This window comes from Legionella moravica DSM 19234 (genome assembly GCF_000423305.1).
Lineage (GTDB): Bacteria > Pseudomonadota > Gammaproteobacteria > Legionellales > Legionellaceae > Legionella > Legionella moravica.
In genome coordinates this window covers 54,231-75,990 of sequence record NZ_KE384002.1, presented here as the reverse complement: position 1 = coordinate 75,990, position 21,760 = coordinate 54,231, and the positions used below count along the sequence as shown (strand labels likewise).

Sequence of the window (21,760 nt, the reverse complement as noted above, 5' to 3'; positions counted from 1 at the left end):
CAAAATGTCAAACTGGATAAAAAACTCAATTCAAAAATGGCTATGACCACAGGTTTAAAATTAATGATTTTTTAAACATAAAGTTCATACAAAATCCAGTTATGGCGAGAAAATGAAGATAAATCGAATTCCAGACAAATAATTTTGTGAAATCCATTGTTAGTATCTTAATCTTTGTTATAATGACCGCGCGTGCCGGGGTGGCGGAATTGGTAGACGCGCCGGATTCAAAATCCGGTGATGGTGACATCGTGTCGGTTCGAGTCCGACCCTCGGTACCAATAAAACTGTTTGTAACAGTTCTCATTGGTTCTGAATCTCCCGAAACAAATTTTCTATTATTTATTAAATTTTCTTTGTAATTAAAAATAATTCAACTTGCCTAAAGCCAAGCTTATAAGGTTTTGCAGTCTTTTGTTAGTTATGATCCAACTCCCTCTCCCCAACCCTCTTCCCGCGAATGGGCATTATCATTTTATTCTAGTTTCTTACGCGAGAGAGGGAGCTGTTCGGGTTAACATGAATATTTGGTGCTCTGATTATGCAGGTATCTTTACTAAAAATTTTGCGCTTTGTCTGTATGTAGTTTTATCTAAATCATTTTCCCTAATGTTTTGAAAAGTTACTGTTTTATTTGCAACATAATTTTAATTTAGGCACCAAACATTCATCTAGTCCCCAATCAACTCCCTCTCCCGCGCAAGAAATTTGAGTAAAATGATAATGCCCATTCGCGGGAAGAGGGTTGGGGAGAGGGAAAATTACTGATGCTTGTAAATGCTATAAGCTGAACTCACTGACAGAATTCACTCCTCAAACCAAAATATTCGCACAGTAAAAAAAATCATTATGAACCATCAAGAGAACTCTGCTAATTCACGTAAAATAGCCTCGAGAACTGTCGCTGTTTGTTGAAGAACATCATTGTTCCAAAACCGAAGTACTTTGTATCCACGCTCATTCAACCAGGCTGTTCGAGTCATATCGTACTCTTGATTATCAAGATGTTGACCGCCATCAAGTTCAATAATTAAACGTTTTTCTAAACACATAAAATCTACAATGTAAAATCCTATAGGAACCTGACGTTTAAATTTAAATCCTAGCCGCTTAGCTCTAAGATAATGCCATAAGCGGTTTTCTGAATCAGTACTTTTACTTCGTAAAATTTTAGCATATTGTCTTAATCCAGCTTTATCCAATTCCCTCTCCCCAACCCTCTTCCCGCGAATGGGCATTATCATTTTATTCAAATTCCTTACGCGGGAGAGGGAGTTGTTCGGGATAACATGAATATTTGGTGCTCTGATTTCTGTTGATATCGTTCCTAAAATCTTGGCATAGTGTCTTAACCGAGCTTTATCCTACTCCTTCTCACCAACCCCCTTCCCGCGAACAGGCATTGTATTCAAATTCCTTGTGCGGAAGAAAGAGTTCATTAAGACAAGATGATTCTATAGTTTGTAATGATTTATTCCCTTACAACCTTTAATCCCTCATCTTCATTCAACATGACTTGCTGCGGCTGATTACCATTAGTCTGATCTTTGATTAATATGAGGAATGGTATAAAAGCTAAAGCGAAGAGTATGGATAATTGATATAGGCCAACCCAACCAATATTCAACTGAATACTTGCAGCTACAGGACCTGATACAATCCTTGGTAAAGTCGACAAAGCAACCAGAATTGAAAATTGCGTTCCGGTGAACTGCTTATTCACTAATCGCATGAATAAAGCAACCAAGGCAGTGGAGCCCATGCCTGCTGCGAAATTATCTGAAACCACCGCTACAGCTAATAAAATTGTATTTTTCCCAATCATGGCCAGCGCCACAAAAAACACATTAGTGACTGCTTGCAGTAGTCCAAAAAATAACAAAGAGCGATACAGAGAACAATGCAGTAATATGAACCCGGCTGTTAATCCTCCAAGCAGAATAGAACTTATTCCCAGTATTTTATTAATATAACCGATAGTATCCAGAGAAAAACCCAATCCCTGAATTAAAAATGGCATTACAATTCCGCTGGTTGTAGTGGTAAACGCTTCACCTAATTTATAGCAAAAAACAAACATCAAAAGGTATATAATTTTAGGTCGACCAAAAAGCTCCTTAACCGGAGCGACGAAAGAAAAAGCAAAATTGGATTTTTCCTGAATTTCAACTGAAGGTTCCTTACTGAATAGGGTCGCTGCCATACCGATTATCATTACAAAACCCATAAATCGATAAGTGAATGCCCAGCCAAAGTGCCCGGCCATGATTAAAGCCAGCCCCCCAGATAGTAATAAGGCCAGACGATATCCAAATACAGCCAGAGACGCACCCAATGCGTGTTCTGATTCAGGCAGGTACTCAGCTCGGTGCGCATCAATCGCGACATCCTGCGTCGCAGAAAAACAGGCTAAAACCAAAGCAAGAAACGCTAAAAATTTAGGATGCTGCTCAGGAGTAAGCCAAGCCATAAGATTAAATCCAACCAGCAATAAAAACTGCATGGTCAGAATCCAACTGCGCCTTTTTCCCAGATTAAATAAAGAATAACGATCTAAAATAGGTCCCCAGAAAATTCGATAGGCATAAGGAAGACTTACCAGGCTTAAAGAACCGGTTACCAATACCGACATCCCACTGTAAGCATACCAGGCTTGTAAGGTACTGCTGATTAAAGACAAGGGAAGACCTGAAGAAAAACCTAAAATGAAAACGATAAAAAGACGTTTGTTCATTATTAAGATATCTCGAAGCGAAGTAAATGAGGAACAGAGTTCACCCTGAATAAATGAATTCAGGGTGAATTAACTATTGATTAGGATGCGGATTTTTTAACTGAAATCAAATGAATTTTAAAGATCAAAGTTTCATTTGGTCCAATTGGTCCACCAACACTACGTGGTCCATAAGCCAGCGATGCAGGAACATAAATTTCCCAGGTCGATCCGGCAGGCATTAATTGCAGAGCTTCAGTCCAACCAGGAATTACTTGTGAAACCTGGAATGTTGCTGGTTTGCCTGTTTTTTCAGTACTGTCAAAAACAGTGCCGTCAATCAATCGGCCGGTATATTCTACTGTTACAGTATCTGTTTTACCGGGTTTAGCGCCTGTGCCAGCGTCTATGATTTTATATTGCAAACCACTTGGCAATACTACAACACCAGTTTTGCTTTTATTTTCAGTTAAAAACGCTTCGCCTTTTGATTTGTTTTCTTCTGCTTTCTTATTAAATTCAGATGTACGCTTTGCCATTAAATCTTTTTGGAATTTATTAAGAACATCTTTCATTTGCTGTTCGGTCAAGATCAATTGAGCTCCACTCATACCGTCTTGCATACCTTTAGCTAATGCCTCTGGGTTTACATCAATACCTTGATTTTTGAAATTCTTTCCTAAATCAGCACCAATACTGTAAGACAATTTATCTTTGTCTGTAGGTAAGGATGTGGCATCGGTTGCCATTGCACTAGACATTGCCAGCCCCAAGACGGCCGCAGTGACCAATTTCATCTTCATAAACAATCCCCTTTTAGTCTTTCTTAAGTACATATCTTCCCTAATTGAATTAGAAAGATATAGAACATTGTAAAATAGCTCATCCATTCTGCCTAAATTCCCATAAAAATACCAGTCATAAACAATGAATTAATTACAAATAGACAAACAGATAATATCCTTCTAAACTTGGCACTAATTAGAGCAAGAGATAGAAACGATATGAACATTAGCGTATTCGATTTGTTTTCGATTGGAATTGGCCCTTCAAGTTCACATACGGTTGGCCCCATGTCTGCTGCCAATGCTTTTTTGTTGTTACTAGAAGAACGCGACCTTTTTGATAAAACGCAAAGAGTCAAAGTTGAATTATATGGATCATTGGCTCTAACTGGCAAAGGTCATGGCACTGATAAAGCCATTCTGAACGGACTGGAAAATAAAGCACCGGAATCGGTTAAACCCGAGTCCATGATACCTCGCATGCATGAAATACTAAGCTCCCATACTCTTAATCTGGCAGGAAAGAAAAATATCCCATTTAACGAAGCAACTGACTTATTATTTTTACAAAAAGAATTACTGCCCAAACACACCAACGGAATGAGATTTTCAGTTTTTGATGATCAGGGAACTGAATTGTTCAGTCAGGTTTATTACTCTATTGGCGGCGGCTTTATCACTACCGAAGAAGAATTTGACCAACCCAGCGAAGATACCGACCCACCACCCTATCCATTTTCTACAGCGGAACAGCTATTAAATTTATGTCAGTCCAATAATCTGACCATAGCTGAATTAATGATGGCTAATGAAAAAACCTGGCGCAGTACAGAAGAAATCCAACAGGGAATTTTAGCTATTGCCAAAGTAATGGATGATTGCATTACCAGTGGCTGTAATCATGATGGCATCTTGCCTGGAGGTCTTAATTTAAAAAGACGAGCGCCAGATCTCTATAAAAAACTCATGGATCAAAAAGGGGTCAAAAGCGTTTTCGAACAATCCGATATAATGAATCACCTAAATCTCTATGCGATGGCCGTTAATGAAGAAAATGCCGCTGGGGGACGCATAGTCACTGCGCCAACCAATGGCGCAGCAGGTATTATTCCAGCTGTCTTGAAATATTGTCAGCAGGCTCATGATAAAATGAGTAATGAAGATGTGTACGTATATTTCCTCACCGCAGCAGCCATAGGCATACTTTATAAAAAAGGCGCTTCAATTTCTGGAGCAGAGGTAGGATGCCAAGGCGAAGTCGGTGTGGCGTCCTCAATGGCAGCTGCTGGCTTGACTGCTGTGTTAGGTGGTACAGTTGCCCAAGTTGAAAACGCAGCGGAAATTGCTATGGAACATCATTTGGGTATGACCTGTGATCCCGTGCTTGGTCTGGTTCAAATACCTTGCATTGAACGTAATGCCATGGGTTCAGTTAAGGCCGTAAATGCAACACGAATGGCCCTGATCGGTGACGGTCAGCATCAGATTTCATTGGATAAAGTGATTAAAACCATGAAACAAACTGGCATGGACATGCAAAGCATCTATAAAGAAACATCCATGGGGGGATTAGCGGTTAATCTGCCTGAGTGTTAAATCTCCACTCATTGAAAATATCATCAACATGATGCGACAACACAGAGGAACTTAACCGTCTGTGTTGTCGCTTCTCATACGCTCTTTTTCAAATCATTCGAATTAATGAACAATAATCCTTAACGTCATTGGCAGGACACAAGCCACTTATTCCAAACACTTCGAACGAATAATAAAAAAAACACTATCATCCATAATCCACCCAATACAGAGATAAAACCAATCAATGGATTATTACTGATCCATCCTGAGCATATTACTGAAAGCGTCGCTGTCACCATATTCAGAAAACTCATCATTGCCGCTCCACTGGCTTTATCAATAACCGAGTTTGATGCGATCAGGGAACCACCGGCAAATAATAACCCACTGAATAAATACATTGTTAACGTGCTGGTAAAAAACCAGACAACTGAGGGATTTTGGACATATGGGATCAACAATAGCTGAGCCAATCCCAAAGCAGTGCCTGTCATTCCAAACAAAACTACTGTTCCAGCAGGAGACCGATGCAACAAGGAGCGAGCAAGCAATCCGCCAGCAAGCATTCCAGCCATATTAAACAGGTTCCAGTAACCATACTCAGCAGGAGTCAAATGAAATAAATCATTAGCAATTTGCGGACCCAGGGCAGAAAAGCAATATCCGATTGCAGAACAAAGACCCACGGCTATAGAGTAGATGACTAATGTAGTTGATGATAACGCTTCCAGGTAACCATTCAGGATCAATTTCCAGTTTAATTGTTGTGGAGTTTTCAAAGTTTCACTGAACACTCTGGTCCCATAAAACATGATTATTCCATGACCGAGCAGCAGATAAAAACAATATTTCCAATAACTGTATTCAGTAATAATCCCGCCTAGAATCACGGCTAAACCGATGCCTAAAGTAAAAGATAATATCGTATAGGCCATTGCTGTTTTTCTTTGCTCAGCAGGAAGCCATTCATTAATGAGCATAAAAGTACAAGCCAATCCGCTGGCCGCCCCCAATGCGCTTATCCAGCGACCGATAAGCAATAATAAGAATGAATGATGATTTAAACCGAGAAGGCAGGTAATAATACCTATAATATTAATCACCAGCCCGGAGCGTAATGCGCTAATGCGTCCAAAGCGATTAGCCAAAGGGCCATAAATTAATTGACCGATGACATAGCCCACCAAAAAAGCGGATACCATCCATTCCACCTGCCCTTGCTGTAAGCCAAATTGTTGCTGAATGTCAGGCAACGCTGGTGTAATTATTGTCGCAGAAAAGGAAGCGATTGAAATATAACTTAATAACCAGACCATATGAAAATAAACCATTTTATCTCTCCAGAAAAAGCATAGTAATGCCCCTTAATAAAGAGTTTAATAATTAAATATAACTTAATAAATATAGTTACGGATTAACATGTATTAACTTTTAGTTAATTATGAAGGATGGAAATAAATTTAAGTGCATAAATAAAGTTGAAGCACGGGTAAAAGCAATCTGAAATGCAGATCTCCGTCACCTCCCTGTTCGGCTAAACCATGTGACGGTTATCAACTGACTTTAAGCATTAGTACTTACGATTTGATTACCTTTAAATACGGTGATTACAGCTCAACAGAATAGTGTATTATTGCGCAAAAATGCTCAACTCATGTTAAGGATAAAATCATGTGTCAGTTTATTATAGCCCTTGTTATTTTTACAATGACCATTTCAGCATCTTCTGCACCCGTCTTTGAAATTATCCCTCTTGGAGTCTATGGTGGATTAACCGATGGAAATTTATCAGCCTATTTATTAAAGAGCATCGAGAGCGAACACTATACAGCCCTTGATGGGGGTACTTTGGTCAATGGGCTTAAAGTTGCAATAGAAAAACAATCCATACACAACAAAAGTGTTGAGAATTTGCTGCAAAAATATATTCCAGCTTACCTCATTTCTCATGCACATCTTGATCATCTAATCGGTCTTGTTATAGCGCAACCCGAATTAAGGGAGCAACAAACCATTATGGCGCGTGATGAAACGATACAAGCATTGCAAAATCATATTTTTAATTGGTCTGTTTGGGGTAATTTTGGAGATAAAGGAGCGATTCCACATTTAAATTATCAACAATATCAATCAATACCCTTACTTGAATGGATTTCGATTCCCAATACTGATCTACGGGTAAAAACGTTCCCTTTAAGCCATAGTGGAATGGCATCCAGTGCTTTCTTAATTCGATATAAAAACGAATACATCTTATATCTTGGTGATACTGGCCCTGATGGCATTGAACAATCGTCCAATATGAAGAATATCTGGAAAGAAATTGCGCCACTCGTTAGAAAAAAACAGCTTCATGCCATCATGCTCGAATGTTCTTTTTTAAACTCGCAACCCAATGACAAATTATTTGGCCATTTAAAACCAAGCTTGTTTATGTCAGAACTGCGCCAATTAGCATCAATGGTTGATCCTTTAGACTTTAGAAGTTCATTACGTGGATTGGCAATCGTAGTGACTCACATCAAACCCAAATCGAGTGACATTGCTCGTTCCAAGGAAGATACGGCACATCAGATCATGAATGAATTATCACAGGAAAATGACCTGGGTGTGAAATTAATTAAACCCGAACAAGGTATGTTGCTGAATGTGTAATAAACGAAATTTTTGACAGCCCCAAGGCCATTGATTCTATTTTGTTCAACAGTGTTGGTCTTGCATATCAGTGGTTGTTACAGGCAAAACAACATAAGTGCACCGCATATTAAATTATCGATTCATCGATATCGACCAGGCCTCTTCTGGATTGTTTGTAAAAAATAAATCACTTATCGCATAGCCTATAACTGCTGCGAGTTGATCATTTATATAAAGCAATGGAATATTCTGTCTTAACCAGGGGGGAATACCCCAATCCTGGAATAATTTTTTCAATCGTTTCGTCTGATCATGCCAAACGAACAGCTCCCCGCCTGTTCTGAATTGAATATGGATTTTTTCACCTTTGGAAACTCGTATACCTTCCTCTGTTTTTTGAGCAACCAGAAATGAGCCTGTTTCCCCCAACCGTACAGGTTGAGGAAATTGACTCCACTCAATGCGTTGAGGTAATTTGATTTCATTGACTGGCACAATATAAAGAGAGTCATTATAACGACGGATCTGTACTTCATCCCAGCGAATCAATGGCATAGAATCTGCACTTGCAAACACTGCTTCATGGATTAACCGCTGAAAAGTAGCAGCAGAAGGCAATTGCACTTGATTTTGTTTCAGCCAAACACGTAACACATTAGAAATGCGTTCAATGCTTAAAGATTTTAATGACTCAACACACAAAACGGATGATTGGGATAATAATTGGGGACTATCCATGAACGCGAGCTCATCCAGATTAGTTCGTGCCTGTTGGCAATGATTGGCTGCTCTGGCAATATTACCCACTACACCCGGCCATTTGGCAATTAAAGAGGGCATTATCTCTTGTCTAATGTAATTACGAGAAAAATGTACGTCCTGATTGCTTTCATCTTCTATCCAGGTTAACTCATGCTGAGCGGCATAATGCTCCAGTTGTTGACGAGTACAGCTTAATAATGGCCTAGCCAATCTCCCGGAACCGAAACGTCCTGATTCCATCATCGCGGCCAGTCCGTCTACTCCTGCCCCTCGAAACAACTGTAAAAGGACTGTCTCGGCCTGATCATCCATGTGGTGTCCCAGAAGCAAACAATCCTGATTGGTTAACAGGGAATTAAATACTGCATAGCGGGCATTTCTTGCTCCCTCTTCAATATTGGCAGAGCGATCGAATTCAACTGATTCAGATTTAAATGAAATACCGGAATGAGCACAAAAGGCCTCGCAGTGGCTTTGCCAGAATAAGGCATTTGGACTTATGCCATGGTTAATATGGACGGCCAGTAATTTATTGCGTAATGAAGATTGAGAATAAAGCGCATGCAATAACACTGTAGAGTCCAGTCCACCACTAAACCCTACAATTAATTTCTTATACTGCTCCAGATGGGAAACCCACCTGGAGTTGAATAAAGCTTTAGTCACAAGCCCCCATAGCCATAAACTTTTGATACCTCATTTCAATCAGTTGTTCCAAGGGAATACCCTTCAATTTCTGGAGTTCGCTGATGAGTATCTTTTTTAATCTTTGGGTCATGTCTTCAACATTACGATGTGCGCCGCCTAAGGGTTCAGGTATCACCATATCAACCAATTTATTTTCATATATTCGTTCCGCAGTAATCCCCATAGCTCGAGCAGCCTCACTTGCCTTGGCTGCGTCTTTCCATAAAATGGACGCACACCCCTCTGGAGAAATTACAGAATAAATCCCAAATTGAAGCATTAATACCCTATCACCCACACCTATAGCCAAAGCACCACCGGATCCAGCTTCGCCTGTTACAGTACAAATAATTGGTGTTTTCAGACGGGCCATGGCGAACAGATTACGCGCGATTGCCTCAGACTGATTTCGTTCCTCAGCACCTATTCCCGGATATGCTCCAGCTGTATCAATGAAAGTAAAGATTGGCATTTTAAATTTTTCAGCCATATTCATCAGACGCAAAGCTTTTCTGTATTCCTCAGGCCGAGCCATACCAAAATTTCGATAAACCTTTTCTTTGGTTCGCTTGCCTTTTTGATGACCCAATACCATTACAGGTTCATCATTCAATCGAGCTACTCCGCCGATAATGGCAGGAGCAGAAGAATAGCTGCGGTCACCGTGCAATTCCTGAAAATCCGTAAATATATGCTCAATATAATCTGTAGTCTGAGGTCTTAACGGATGTCGCGCCATTTGTGCGACTTGCCAAGGCTCCAGATTGGAAAAAACATTTGCCGTTAACTCAGAGCATTTCGCTTCAAGACGGGCAATTTCTTCACTTAAATTAACTTCATTATCACTACCAACCATGCGGAGTGCTTCAATTTTTTGATTCAACTCTTCAATTGGTTGCTCAAAATCCAAAAATTGTCGGCTCATTGATTACTCTTTGTTGAATTAAATATCATGGTATATGATACTCTTAACCGCTAATTGACGCCAGATTCAAAACACGTGATATGATAATTACAGGATTTACCCCATTAAATACGCAAAATTGCATCTTAAATGAGTCGCGTATCGACCTTTGGCAGTTCTCCCTGGAGCACGAGCTGCATGTCGCCGATCAATTATTGAATGCAGATGAGCGAGCCAGAGCCGACCGTTTTTACTTTAGCCGGCACAAAAGACGCTTTTCAACAGCCCGAGCCACCTTAAGAATCATTCTTTCCCGTTATCTCAATACAGCTCCGGAGCGGCTCGAATTTACTTATGGCCCACATGGGAAGCCAGCCGTTGTTAATTCCCAAAAACTTCAATTCAATATCAGTCACACAGGTGATCTGGCCTTGCTTGCTGTTGGCAAAGGTTATGCTATGGGCGTAGATATTGAAAAATATTCAGCACGCCCCTATGAGGGCATTGCTAAAAATTTATTTTCAGAACAGGAATATATGGAGTTTAGGAAGACTCCAGACTCCATGAAACCCGCATTGTTTTTTCATGTGTGGGCACAAAAAGAAGCCTTTATAAAGGCCAGCGGTCTTGGGCTTTCTTACCCAACAAAAGAATTTCACGTCCCCACGACCATGCCAACAAAGCAACTGGTGGATGACCCCCTGCATAACCTGACCTGGCATTTACGCACCTTTATGCCTCAAGTGGCCTGCAGTGGCGCTCTATGCCATCATCCGACGATCAGGGAAATCCGCCATGGTTTGATCCAGCTTCATCAAAACGTCAGTTTGCAATTTTAAGCCCATGATCCAGTTTAATCCTACGCAGCGCACTCTGCTTCAAATACTTGGCGATGGATTCTGTCATAGTGGCAATGAGTTGGGTTGCGCTCTGGGCATAACTCGCTCTGCTATCTGGAAGCACATCAATCAGCTGATTGAATTGAGAATTCCAATTACCCGGATACCCCACCAAGGATACCAATTAACTACGCCAATCCAATTATTAGAAGAATTAGAAATTTCAGGTCATCTGAACCAACGAATGTTTACACAACCTTTCAAACTGCATTTATTTACATCAATTGATTCCACGAATCGTTTTCTAAAAGAACTACCAACGAGTTCCGTTCTGGATATTTGCTGTGCTGAAATACAAACCCAAGGGAGAGGACGTTTTGGCAGATCCTGGCATTCACCTTTTGGTGAAAATATTTATTGTTCCAGTCGCTGGAACCTGAGTTGTGATCTCAGCCGCCTTTCCGGATTAAGTCTGGTAAGCAGTTTAGCAATACTCCATTCATTAAAAGAATTTGTACCAACCCAAGAAATTAAAATCAAATGGCCAAATGACATACTCTGGGGTGATAAAAAAATTTGCGGGGTTTTAATTGAAATTATTGCTGAATCAAATGGAAATGCCCAGGTCATTATTGGTATTGGTCTGAATGTGAATACCGATACCCAAAAACATCCCCTTCCAGATAAACCCTGGGGTTCTTTGTACACAATGGCCAATCAACACTTCAACCGCAATGAACTAATTGCCAGCCTAATATACCATTTACACAGTAAGATAAATCAATTTTTAACCAGTGACCTCAATAGTTTTATGGATGAATGGAATCAATATGACTATCTCGCAGGAAAACACATCAACGTAACGCAATCCCTCAATTCTTTTTCAGGCATCGCTTGCGGGATCGACTCAATGGGTCAATTAATTTTGCGCGACTCTCAAGGAGTTCAACACGTTCTCTCATCAGGTGATACATCATTGAAAAATACCAGGGACTGTTGACCATTGCTCCATCTGCACCTACGTTACGCGCTTTATACGCGGAATCTGGAAATGGTCTCAATAAAAGAGGGTTCATTTTAGTAAGAACCCTATAACTCCCGCGCATATAGCGCGGGCAGCAAGGGTAAATAGATGAAAGGTCAACTGATTCCATTTAACGCCAGATATTATATTGACATTTTTTCATTTTAAGTAAGAATCCGTGCAACACATCAAAAGGACTTCGTAACATGCCCAATTTCTATCCTGTATTATCCATGGATCTTTACATTCAGACGGCAGCCATGCTTGATGAATATCGAAGCCTGATGAACTCAGTTTTATTACGTAATCCTCGCTACGATGCAGTAACACAAATCATTGAAAAAATTAGAAGCCATAGTTATTCAAAATTCTCCGATTTGGTTCGTGATTTAGATCTTTTAATCACAGACGAAGTTCCAATTATTTTTCATTTCGACGATCTACTGCCTGATCTAATTGAACAAATTAAAGAGATGCACAAAAAGATGCTGTTTGATGCCAGAAAATCTGGCTTCGATGTGCTCGAATTATATACAGAACCTCATTACACAGATGAACTGCTCGACAGAATCAATACCTTGCATCCTATTGATCAAATCCAGCTATTTAATGCAGGTGGTTTATACTATTTTAGAAAATCGTTACTAATTGCAATAGCAACTGCTCAAGAATCTGAGTTCCCCCTTTCAAAGAAAGAACAACTGATTACTCATTTTGAAAAATTACTGGCATTTATGTGCAATCTGCTTGAGGTAACACAATCAATAGACAATTCTCAGGTTCAAACTGCTCATCAAATCCTGCTCTATCGTCTGCTAACAAACAGCAACACATTAAGCCTAAGAAAGATACCTGCTCTAACTGATGATAATTTATTAATTCACACAATAGTTCAACTTAAGCAGATTCCTCCATCTCTATTGCGTCTGTGTGAGTTTCTGGGCTCTGATTTATCACTCCTCTTTTGGAATAACAAAGTCACTTCCAGAGCTCGTTGGACAAATACATTTAGTATTCAAAGTGTTTTAGGCTATGCGCTTCAACATGCTCCCGACTCTATCGAAGAATTATTACACACCATGAGCCGCCTGGATTTAGAGGAACAAATTCTGCTGGTTCATTGCGCAGTCATGGGCTCGTACATTGAGAGAGTTTATAATTTCGATTTAAAAACATTATCAACACAAACTCCTCCCCACGATATTAATGTCGATCATGCCGTGGTGCGTTTTATGGCACTACAACCGTTTTTGTCACCACTGGTCTGGACTCGAGTATTATTGCACCAAGCTAAAAAAAATAATTCAAATTTATTTCAATTAATAGTTAATGATTGTAAATCTTTTTCTGACATTATGAACTTAATCAAAGATCTTCCCCCTGAATATAAAGAACCGTTCCTGGTAAGGCAGATCAGTCATCATACTGGGTACACCTTATTGGAAAAGGTGATTATTTATAAATATGACCCTGACTTGGTCAGAATGGTACTGGATGCACAAGCAGATCTACCCACTCAAGTAAAAGCGACAATATTTTCTCATGTTCCTAAAATGTCACCCAGAAATGTATTGATAGAGGCTGGGGCAGTTGACAGTATACACATGGCCAGAATTAGGGCAGAAATTGATTCATTACCTCCAGAAATAATAACTAAAATTTTAGATCAGGTTGATGTCACAGAAATCAACATGCTCATGCGAGCTGTCAGCTGGGATATAAAATCCCTTGAATGGTATCTGGCCTATGTTGACCAAATGCCGCGTGAAAAACAAGTGTCAGTATTGCTGCATTCCAATGTTGGATGGGTGCAATCTATTTCCCAAAATGATATACCTGAGCATTGGGGTGACACTGCATTACTATTGGCATTAAATGAAATTAAACCCGAACAGTTAACAGCGTTATTTAATTTTATCTTCAAAGTCATTTATCTGGATGCAGAGCACACCATCCTCGACACCGATACGCTTTTAAAACTGCTGAAACGAACCAATTTTTCAGGTTTAAACGCACTGACCGAATCCTTATCACACCAACAGTCACCGAACCCTGCTTTTCCTTGGGTGCTCAAACTTCTGCAATTAATTCCTGTTTCGATGCAAGGAGAATTACGCTCTATATTGTTACAAAATACCAAAACTGAGATGAATGCCTTGATGCTCGCGGTCGAGAATAATCATCTGGAAGCAATTGTGCCATTGTTATCACTAGCCCAAAGCACTCAGCCATCCAGTCTCGTGCCCTGGTTAGTTCAGGAAAACAATCAAGGTCAAAATATTTTCATGATAGCCATTCAGCGCAGTCCGAATACACTAGAAATCCTGCTAAAAGAATTACTTTCCCTGCCAGAGACAGAGCAACTTGCTCTTTTTGCCCGATTATTTGCTAGCACAAATAAAAGTGGATATAACGTGATGCATTTGGCAGCAATACATTGTCAAGAAGCAATACCTCTTCTTTTGCCGATCATCTCTTTACTGCCCCCATCCACCCAGGCGGACATATTATGCAAAAAAATCATCATTAGTAATAAAGAATACAATCCCCTTCTGTTAGCTATAAAAAAATGTCAGAACCCCGATAGAGTAAAAGCGATTTATAACGCAATTTCCGATCTGGATAAGCTCATCCCCGATCTGTTAAAAGAAGTAAAAAAACCAGCCCAAGAGAAACCCTACATGCAATATTTTTTCCAAACCTGCCCCATTACAAATAAAAGCAGAGCTGAGCCAACGCCTACAGTATTTTTAACTAGAGCTACACTTAGTGGGCCAAGCACCTAGTGCCAAATTTTGCTCTGAACTGATTCCACCAATAACACTTTTTAACAGAGGCTATTAGGTTCCATGAACAAAATTTAATTAGTGCACAAAAAAACGTCATTGCGAGTGTTAGCAAGGCAATCCAGACCAATTCTACGCTAACTTACAGTAATGGATTGCTTCACTTCGTTCGCAACGACGGCTTATTTGCACTGTATTAAAAATTTGTTCACAGAGCCTGGGAAGTTATATTAAATAAAAGTTATTTTTATACTGTTATTTTATTAAATTGTTTGAATATTTTGAGATTATTGAAGGGGAGTTAGAAGTAGACTGAAGGTTCGTCCCGAGCCGTTTTAATTGCTCGGAACTGGATGAACTGCGAGGAAATCGATTTATACTTCTTGTTCAGAATCATCAGATTCTTTTTCTTGTTGTATGCGTAAATAAATTTCTTCACGATGAACTGAAACATCTTTTGGTGCATTAATACCCAAACGGACCTGGTTACCTTTTACACCCAACACGGTAATGTTTACATCATCACCAATGATTAATGTTTCACCTATACGCCGAGTCAAAATTAACATGACTAAATCTCCCTAATGAGGCAGCCACCTACTTCTCCATAGAACGCTTCCATGGTGTTCTTGGCAGCCACATGCTGACTAAAAATTAAACAACTTTTCTTACTCGGATTATATTGTACACTCTGATTATTAACGGAGTATTAAGTATTGGAAAAAAAAACCGTATAAATCCTAACCAATCTAAAGCCAACTTTTTCAATTAATGAAATACTGGCTCTCCTATTATAATCTTTTAAATCAAGCAAATAACAATAAATTTCCAGTGGATTTTACTTTAATTACAATGAATTTCCAGAAGGTTTTAACAAAAAATAAAAAATTAAAATTTGCCTGGCTGGACTAAATCATACCTCAGAGTGAACCAGATACCGAAAATATCATAGTATTTGTATATAATACTCTTCTTCAATGGATTTAAATTTAAGCCTCATATAAAATACTCGGAACATTCCTCGTGCTTAATTAATTTTAACTAAATCATTATTTTAGTTTGCCCATAACTGATTATTGCTTACTGCATTGAGTAAATTACATTAAGGACTCAAAATTATCATAATTACAAACAGCTGTTTTTGGACTCAAAACGATGCAATTTCAAGCAACTGAGATCAACATTGGTGTTATTATCATTAATTATAACTCTTCAGTTTATCTTCTTAAGGCCATTAAGGCATTAGAAAAACAGACCTATAAACCCTACGAAGTAATTATTTTTGACAATTCCAGCACTGAACCTCTTCCAGATGATATTAAAAGCTCAAACCTGCCCTTAAAAATAATTAAATCAACAGATAATTTAGGCTTCGCTTCGGGAAACAATAAAGCAGTTGAATCCCTACAGAGTGAAGTCAATTGGATTGCCTTATTGAATCCTGATGCATATCCTCATCAAGATTGGCTATTCGAAATGGTAAGAGCCATCGAACAATACCCGGAATACAGCTTTTGGGGCTCTCAATTAATATGCGATCAAGAACCTCACTTATTGGATGGAACAGGAGACATTTATCATATTAGCGGTAAAGCTTGGCGAATGAACCACAGAAAACCATTGAGTAATGCACCTCAAGAGATTAAAGAACTCTTTTCACCCTGTGCTGCTGCAGCATTGTATAAACGTGATGCATTCAATGCTGTTCAAGGATTTGATGATCACTATTTCTGCTATTATGAAGACATAGATTTAGCCTTCCGACTCTGGTTATCAGGCTACAAAGGTTGTTATGCCCCAAAAGCTGTAGTTAACCATATGGGATCTGCAACTACGAAAAGGCACAGTGATTTCTATACGTACCACGGCCATAGAAATTTGGTGTGGACTTATTTTAAAAATATGCCACTCTTACTCATGATCATAACCCTGCCCCTACATATTACTTTAAATATAATGACTCTTATCCTCTTTGTGAGAAGAGGCCAGACGGCAACTATTTTAAAATCTAAAAAAGATGCGTTAAAAGGCCTGCCAAGAATATTACAACAAAGAAAATTCATACAAAAAAACAGAGTACTAAACTCAATTGGATTATTAAAAATATTAAAAAAAGGTCTGCCATGGTAGAAAGCTCAGTTACAGTTGTGATAGTAAACTATAATGCAGGTGAGATGCTTGTTCGTTGTATCGAGCAGATTTTAGCAGGGACAATACAGCCTCAAATAATCATCTCGGATAATGCGTCTACTGATTGCAGTCTTGAACTGGTAGAACAACGTTATTCAAAGTGTACGCATTTACTTATTCATAAAAATCATAAAAACTCTGGATTTTCAGCTGCAAATAACGCTGTATTCGACAAAATTAAAACCCCATTTATTCTTTATCTGAATCCAGATTGCTTTATAGAGAAAGATACGATTCAGCATTTACTTGATACAATGAACCAATATCCTTCTGCAGGATTAGTCGGTTGTTTAGTTACTAACATGAATGGCTCTGAACAAGTGGGATGTAGAGGTCTGACTCCAACCCCTGCCCGCGTTTTAAATCAAATGCTAAGACTTTATAAGCTATTCCCAAACAATCCCAAATTTAAGGGTTATCTATTATCAGATGAGAAAATTCCAGAACACCCTATCCAAGTTGAATTGATCTCAGGATCTTGTATGTTTGTCAGAAAGGAGGCTCTTTCCGTTGTAGGCCTTCTGGATGACAATTATTTTCTTTACTGTGAAGACTATGATTGGTTTTATAGGTTTATTCAAAGTAAATGGGATATCATTTTTACACCTGCAACCAAGGTGGCACACATAAAAAGCTTTAGTACCAGACAAATACCATTAAGAATACTTGTTTATAAAGCCCAAGGAATGTGGAGATACTATGATAAATTTTTTAAAAAGAATGAATCCATAGGCACTTGTGCAATTGTCCGCATTGGAATAATTTTGCGTTTAGTCATATTGAGTGCCCTTGTACTCTTAAAAAAAATTATATCTAATATAAAAGTAATAAAAAAATATTTTAAAACCCAAACCAGAGGCTGTTAACAATTACTCTATACCTCCTGTGTGGTGATTCTTTTAGTACCATCCAGAGAAACTATGAATAAAGCAATAAGCCACGGTACGTAGACATTTGCGAATAATTGAAAAAATCAATTGTCAACAGACCTTAATTAGAGCAAATTTTATAATGATTCATTAAAACGAGAATCAAGATATGACATTTATCATATGTCATCATAATCAATATCTAACCTATTTGGAGATTCAATGATTCTTCATCAACTATTTGACCCTGAATCCTGTACTTATACCTATTTGCTGGGCTCCGAGTTATGTAAACATGCAATTATTATCGACCCTGTAAAATCACAAATTAATACATACATCAGTCTAATCAATAAATTAGGCTTTGAACTGGTAGCGTCAATGGATACACATTTGCATGCAGATCATATAACAGGCTCAGGAGATCTAACAGACCAGACTGGGTGTAAAACAATGATGGGAGTTGAAACACAAGCCCAATATGTACAGTATAAATTCAGAGATAATGAGCTGATTAAATTTGGATCACTTACAATTAAGACAATGCATACTCCAGGTCATACTCCAGATTCATATTGTTTTTTAATTGATGATAAAGTCTTTACAGGAGATACCTTACTTATTAATGCAACAGGGCGAACTGATTTTCAATTGGGAAGCGCAAGCGATCAATATGATAGTTTGTTTAATAAAGTATTAAAACTACCAGATAATACAATTGTATTTCCTGGACATGATTATAACAACAACAAGTCCAGTACTATAGGTAGAGAAAAACAATATAATCCCAGACTTCAAGTTAATTCGAAGGATGAGTATATTCAATTAATGAACAACTTAAATCTCTCTCCACCCAAGAATATTAATATTGCTGTACCAGCAAATCTGGTGAATGGTACTTCCAGGGCACTTACAATTCCAGAAAAAAATAACTGTAAAAATTAAACCAATCTTTACTAAATTATATGCAGTAGGATGATGCCACAATGAAATCATCCACTCTTTTTTAATAGAACGAAATGAATATCGGCAATGCTCTATAGAAAAAGGAGAAACATATAAGGACGAAAAATATAGAGGTTAAATAGGCTTGATAAGCCGAATGAATTTTCACCATTCCCTCTTCTTTTATAAGTAACAAATTGCTACTATAGCAAAAATTCTTTTTCGGACTAAATACTATGGAACATATTAAAATTATCGCGGAAATGGCTTGGGCTCACGACGGTCAATTAGAAAAGGCCATAAAAATTATGAAGGCTGCTAAAGAAGCCGGGGCTGATGCAATAGGAATTCATGTTACATCTCTTGAAGCGTATATGGTTCCGCATTATGGAAGTGGCAAAGGAAAAGTTTCCGAAGGTAAAGAGCACTTACAAATTTACAACTACCTGTCAGATATTAACCTTTCTAACGAAAACTGGATTGCCTTTAGTCAAGAAGCAAAAAAAATAGGAATAGATTTATGCGTTATGCCCAACGATTTAGCTAGTCTTGAGTTTGTTCATACACAAATAAAGCCTAAATATTTCGTTGTATCAGCAGCAAGTTTTATTGAGCGTGAATTTATCGAACAACTGGCTAAAACAAATACAACTACATTTTTTAGAATCGGCGGTGCTTTACTAGGCGAAATTGAACAAGCTGTCACTTGGTTTAAAAACATTAGCAATGCCGAGCTTGTTTTACTCCATGGATTTCAAAATTATCCTACCAAACTTGAAGATACCAATATCAAGCAATTAAAATCACTTCAGGATATTTTTGGACTACCAGTAGGTTTAGCGGACCATATAGACGGCTCTAGTCCTTTAGCTTTGAATATCCCTCTTCTTGCTATTCCCTTCGGAGCAACCTACTTGGAAAAACATATTACCTGGGATAGAAATGAGAAAGGGGAAGACTTCGAATCAGCATTGAATCCAGATGATTTTAAAACATTCGTCGAATATGTAAGAGCAACAGAAATTGCACTAGGAATAAGCAGTTGGCAAAAACTATCTGAAGCCAGTATGCGTTATAGAAATATTACCAGAAAAAGAGTCGTTGCCGCCAAACCCATTACGAAAGGACAACAGTTACAAAGTTCTGATCTTACCTTTAAACGATCTGATATAGGATTAACACCTGAAATGACTGATTTACTCTTGGGTAGAACGATCAAAAAAGATATTAAAGAGAATGAAGCTATCGAATGGGAAGATCTGGCATGAAAATAGGCTGTTTATTATCAGTACGTGAGAAAGCAACCAGATTTCCCAAAAAGGTACTACAAGATATTAATGGTTATACAATAACTGAATGTTTGCTTAAGCGTCTTGCACTAACAAAAAACATTGATCAGATTATAGTATCCACATCAACGCATCCTGGAGACGATGTTTTGGTACGGTTAGCAGAAACCAACGGCGTTAGCGCATTTCGTGGAAGTGAAGATGACAAGTTGGCTCGCTACCATCAAACAGCTCTTCATTATGGTTTGGATGCTGTGGTGATTGTTGACGGTGATGATTTACTGTGTTTTCCTGAGGGAATTGATCTAATAGCTCAGGAACTGAGACGCGATTCAGCCGATTGTGTTTATTTAGAAAACCTACCGTTAGGTGCTGCTTCGACAGGACTGACCTTTAAGGCACTTGAAAAAGTCATTTCCTTAAAAGATGAGAGCGATACAGAAGTATGGGGTGGATATTTTATAGGTTCTGGTCATTTTAAAACCAAATCGCTAGCTATGCAGGACAGTATATTTAATCATCCCGAAATTCGCCTAACTCTTGATTATGAGGAAGATTATAATTTCCTAAAAGCTGTTTTTAGCTACTTCAACTCTATTGATTTCTCGAGTTACCAGTTGATGGATCTTCTGGTAAACATCAAACCGGAGCTGGTTAAAATTAATGAAGTGGCTCAAATAAAATACGAAAAACACATTGCAAATGCTGCACCTGTTAAGTTTAAGACACTAGAAGAGGTATAAATGAATTATTTAGTGATTGGCCTAGGTTCAATGGGAAAAAGAAGAATTCGTTGCTTAATGGCAAATGGTATACCGAACACTAATATTTTAGGATACGACTTAAAGGCTGATCGTAGAAGTGAAGTGGAAAACAAATATAAAGTCTCTACAACATCTGATTTTAAATCCATTAAATTAAGCGACTACAGAGCTATAATAATCTCGACACCACCCGATGCACATATGGAGTATGCATTGCAGGCTGTTAAAGCATCTGTACCCATGTTTATTGAGGCCAGTGTAATTGATGAAGGAATGGAGTCTTTACACCAATTATCAGAAGAAAATAATGTCATTGTATACCCATCATGTACCATGAAATACTTTCAAGGTCCTAAATTAATTAAAGAGCTAATCGAAAATAATACTATTGGTCAGGTTTTTGCGTGGCAGTATCAAAGCGGACAATATTTGCCTGATTGGCATCCATGGGAAAGCATCCAGGACTTTTATGTATCCAAAAGAATTACTGGTGGATGCCGAGAGATTGTACCATTCGAACTGGTCTGGCTTGTAGATCTTTTTGGCAACCTCTCTGAGCTTTCCGGTCTCAAATCAAAACTATCTGATATTAACGCTGATATCGATGATATATATCTTCTACAACTAAAGCACAAATCAGGTATTTTAGGACAACTGATAGTAGATGTAGTAAGTAGAACCCCTGTAAGAACAATCAGAATCACAGGCTCAAAAGGAACAATTGAGTGGGATGACGGTCAAAAAACCATTCGTCACTTTACAAAAGAAACGAATCAATGGGAAACGATTAAATTGTCATTAGGATCAGTAGAAAAAGAGTATATTAATCCCGAGGAACCTTATATATCAGAAATAAAAGACTTTTTAACTTGTGTAGAACATAAAACTCAGCCCTACTATACGCTTCAAGATGATTACGAAATGTTGCAAATACTAAAGAAAGCTGAAATTAGTTCAACGACGGGTAAAAATCAAACAATCTAGGACC

Annotated in this window: 18 protein-coding genes and 1 tRNA gene; 12 read left to right on the top strand and 7 right to left on the bottom strand. The window is 38.4% G+C overall.

Annotated elements, in window-relative coordinates:
- The first annotated feature begins 194 nt into the window (after positions 1-194).
- Positions 195-281: transfer RNA gene (locus tag G543_RS0114125), tRNA-Leu, on the top strand.
- Between the two features lie 576 nt (positions 282-857).
- Here G543_RS0114125 and G543_RS0114120 read toward each other — a convergent pair.
- The 3 genes from G543_RS0114120 to bamJ all read right to left on the bottom strand — a co-directional run bounded on the left by G543_RS0114120 (position 858) and on the right by bamJ (position 3,516).
- Complete coding sequence (locus G543_RS0114120; protein ID WP_028385092.1) at positions 858-1,202, bottom strand: endonuclease domain-containing protein; 345 nt, start codon at positions 1,200-1,202, stop codon at positions 858-860.
- 269 nt (positions 1,203-1,471) lie between these two features.
- Positions 1,472-2,734: an AmpG family muropeptide MFS transporter gene (locus G543_RS0114115; protein ID WP_028385091.1), complete on the bottom strand. Its 1,263-nt coding sequence runs from the start codon at positions 2,732-2,734 to the stop codon at positions 1,472-1,474.
- Between the two features lie 80 nt (positions 2,735-2,814).
- Positions 2,815-3,516 (bottom strand): BamJ family beta-barrel-assembly machinery protein, encoded by a 702-nt coding sequence (bamJ, locus tag G543_RS0114110; RefSeq protein WP_028385090.1) that lies wholly within the window; start codon positions 3,514-3,516, stop codon positions 2,815-2,817.
- Between the two features lie 201 nt (positions 3,517-3,717).
- Here bamJ and G543_RS0114105 point away from each other — a divergent pair, with 201 nt between their 5' ends.
- Positions 3,718-5,094, top strand: coding sequence for an L-serine ammonia-lyase (locus G543_RS0114105; RefSeq protein ID WP_028385089.1), 1,377 nt, complete (start codon positions 3,718-3,720; stop codon positions 5,092-5,094).
- A gap of 125 nt (positions 5,095-5,219) precedes the next feature.
- On the opposite strand, the gene G543_RS0114100 is transcribed toward G543_RS0114105, so the two are convergent.
- Positions 5,220-6,407, bottom strand: a complete 1,188-nt coding sequence (locus G543_RS0114100; protein ID WP_028385088.1) for an MFS transporter — start codon at positions 6,405-6,407, stop codon at positions 5,220-5,222.
- Positions 6,408-6,747: 340 nt separating this feature from the next.
- Between G543_RS0114100 and G543_RS0114095 the strand changes: the two genes are divergently transcribed.
- The gene (locus G543_RS0114095) at positions 6,748-7,731 is read left to right on the top strand and encodes an MBL fold metallo-hydrolase (RefSeq protein ID WP_028385087.1); all 984 of its coding nucleotides are present in this window, start codon (positions 6,748-6,750) and stop codon (positions 7,729-7,731) included.
- A gap of 114 nt (positions 7,732-7,845) precedes the next feature.
- Here the strand turns inward: G543_RS0114095 and tilS are convergent, their stop codons facing one another.
- Positions 7,846-9,141, bottom strand: a complete 1,296-nt coding sequence (gene tilS, locus G543_RS0114090; RefSeq protein WP_028385086.1) for a tRNA lysidine(34) synthetase TilS — start codon at positions 9,139-9,141, stop codon at positions 7,846-7,848.
- Positions 9,134-10,087 carry an acetyl-CoA carboxylase carboxyltransferase subunit alpha gene (locus G543_RS0114085; RefSeq protein WP_028385085.1) on the bottom strand — a complete coding sequence of 318 codons (954 nt, stop codon included), beginning with the start codon at positions 10,085-10,087 and terminating at the stop codon, positions 9,134-9,136. The genes tilS and G543_RS0114085 overlap by 8 nt, the downstream gene beginning before the upstream one ends.
- 80 nt (positions 10,088-10,167) lie before the next feature.
- Between G543_RS0114085 and G543_RS0114080 the strand changes: the two genes are divergently transcribed.
- The 3 genes from G543_RS0114080 (at position 10,168) to G543_RS0114070 (ending at position 14,715) form a co-directional block, all read left to right on the top strand.
- The gene (locus G543_RS0114080) at positions 10,168-10,905 is read left to right on the top strand and encodes a 4'-phosphopantetheinyl transferase family protein (RefSeq protein WP_028385084.1); all 738 of its coding nucleotides are present in this window, start codon (positions 10,168-10,170) and stop codon (positions 10,903-10,905) included.
- 4 nt (positions 10,906-10,909) lie between these two features.
- Positions 10,910-11,905, top strand: a complete 996-nt coding sequence (locus G543_RS0114075; protein WP_028385083.1) for a biotin--[acetyl-CoA-carboxylase] ligase — start codon at positions 10,910-10,912, stop codon at positions 11,903-11,905.
- A gap of 230 nt (positions 11,906-12,135) precedes the next feature.
- Positions 12,136-14,715, top strand: a complete 2,580-nt coding sequence (locus G543_RS0114070; protein ID WP_028385082.1) for a hypothetical protein — start codon at positions 12,136-12,138, stop codon at positions 14,713-14,715.
- A gap of 374 nt (positions 14,716-15,089) precedes the next feature.
- On the opposite strand, the gene csrA is transcribed toward G543_RS0114070, so the two are convergent.
- Positions 15,090-15,284, bottom strand: coding sequence for a carbon storage regulator CsrA (gene csrA / locus G543_RS0114065; RefSeq protein WP_028385081.1), 195 nt, complete (start codon positions 15,282-15,284; stop codon positions 15,090-15,092).
- Between the two features lie 586 nt (positions 15,285-15,870).
- Here csrA and G543_RS0114055 point away from each other — a divergent pair.
- The 6 genes from G543_RS0114055 to G543_RS18065 all read left to right on the top strand — a co-directional run bounded on the left by G543_RS0114055 (position 15,871) and on the right by G543_RS18065 (position 21,756).
- Entirely contained in the window at positions 15,871-16,845 is a 975-nt protein-coding gene (locus G543_RS0114055; protein WP_028385080.1) for a glycosyltransferase family 2 protein, read from the top strand.
- Positions 16,839-17,771 (top strand): glycosyltransferase family 2 protein, encoded by a 933-nt coding sequence (locus G543_RS18075; protein WP_051190731.1) that lies wholly within the window; start codon positions 16,839-16,841, stop codon positions 17,769-17,771. Before G543_RS0114055 ends, G543_RS18075 begins: the two co-directional genes overlap by 7 nt.
- Before the next feature lie 225 nt (positions 17,772-17,996).
- Positions 17,997-18,719, top strand: coding sequence for an MBL fold metallo-hydrolase (locus G543_RS18070; protein WP_051190730.1), 723 nt, complete (start codon positions 17,997-17,999; stop codon positions 18,717-18,719).
- A 236-nt stretch (positions 18,720-18,955) separates the two neighbouring features.
- Positions 18,956-19,987: an N-acetylneuraminate synthase family protein gene (locus tag G543_RS0114040; protein WP_028385079.1), complete on the top strand. Its 1,032-nt coding sequence runs from the start codon at positions 18,956-18,958 to the stop codon at positions 19,985-19,987.
- Positions 19,984-20,751, top strand: a complete 768-nt coding sequence (locus G543_RS0114035) for a cytidylyltransferase domain-containing protein (protein ID WP_028385078.1) — start codon at positions 19,984-19,986, stop codon at positions 20,749-20,751. The genes G543_RS0114040 and G543_RS0114035 overlap by 4 nt, the downstream gene beginning before the upstream one ends.
- Positions 20,752-21,756 carry a Gfo/Idh/MocA family protein gene (locus tag G543_RS18065; RefSeq protein WP_051190729.1) on the top strand — a complete coding sequence of 335 codons (1,005 nt, stop codon included), beginning with the start codon at positions 20,752-20,754 and terminating at the stop codon, positions 21,754-21,756. It abuts the gene before it with no gap.
- The last annotated feature ends 4 nt before the right edge of the window (positions 21,757-21,760 follow it).

Bases quoted from the DNA above. Each gene is read 5' to 3' on its own strand.
- G543_RS0114115 (WP_028385091.1), bottom strand. From the start codon at position 2,734: ATGAACAAACGTCTTTTTATCGTTTTCATTTTAGGTTTTTCTTCAGGT.
- bamJ (WP_028385090.1), bottom strand. From the start codon at position 3,516: ATGAAGATGAAATTGGTCACTGCGGCCGTCTTGGGGCTGGCAATGTCT.
- G543_RS0114105 (WP_028385089.1), top strand. From the start codon at position 3,718: ATGAACATTAGCGTATTCGATTTGTTTTCGATTGGAATTGGCCCTTCA.
- G543_RS0114100 (WP_028385088.1), bottom strand. From the start codon at position 6,407: ATGGTTTATTTTCATATGGTCTGGTTATTAAGTTATATTTCAATCGCT.
- G543_RS0114095 (WP_028385087.1), top strand. From the start codon at position 6,748: ATGTGTCAGTTTATTATAGCCCTTGTTATTTTTACAATGACCATTTCA.
- G543_RS0114085 (WP_028385085.1), bottom strand. From the start codon at position 10,087: ATGAGCCGACAATTTTTGGATTTTGAGCAACCAATTGAAGAGTTGAAT.
- G543_RS0114080 (WP_028385084.1), top strand. From the start codon at position 10,168: ATGATAATTACAGGATTTACCCCATTAAATACGCAAAATTGCATCTTA.
- G543_RS0114075 (WP_028385083.1), top strand. From the start codon at position 10,910: ATGATCCAGTTTAATCCTACGCAGCGCACTCTGCTTCAAATACTTGGC.
- G543_RS0114070 (WP_028385082.1), top strand. From the start codon at position 12,136: ATGCCCAATTTCTATCCTGTATTATCCATGGATCTTTACATTCAGACG.
- csrA (WP_028385081.1), bottom strand. From the start codon at position 15,284: ATGTTAATTTTGACTCGGCGTATAGGTGAAACATTAATCATTGGTGAT.
- G543_RS0114055 (WP_028385080.1), top strand. From the start codon at position 15,871: ATGCAATTTCAAGCAACTGAGATCAACATTGGTGTTATTATCATTAAT.
- G543_RS18075 (WP_051190731.1), top strand. From the start codon at position 16,839: ATGGTAGAAAGCTCAGTTACAGTTGTGATAGTAAACTATAATGCAGGT.
- G543_RS18070 (WP_051190730.1), top strand. From the start codon at position 17,997: ATGATTCTTCATCAACTATTTGACCCTGAATCCTGTACTTATACCTAT.
- G543_RS0114040 (WP_028385079.1), top strand. From the start codon at position 18,956: ATGGAACATATTAAAATTATCGCGGAAATGGCTTGGGCTCACGACGGT.
- G543_RS0114035 (WP_028385078.1), top strand. From the start codon at position 19,984: ATGAAAATAGGCTGTTTATTATCAGTACGTGAGAAAGCAACCAGATTT.
- G543_RS18065 (WP_051190729.1), top strand. From the start codon at position 20,752: ATGAATTATTTAGTGATTGGCCTAGGTTCAATGGGAAAAAGAAGAATT.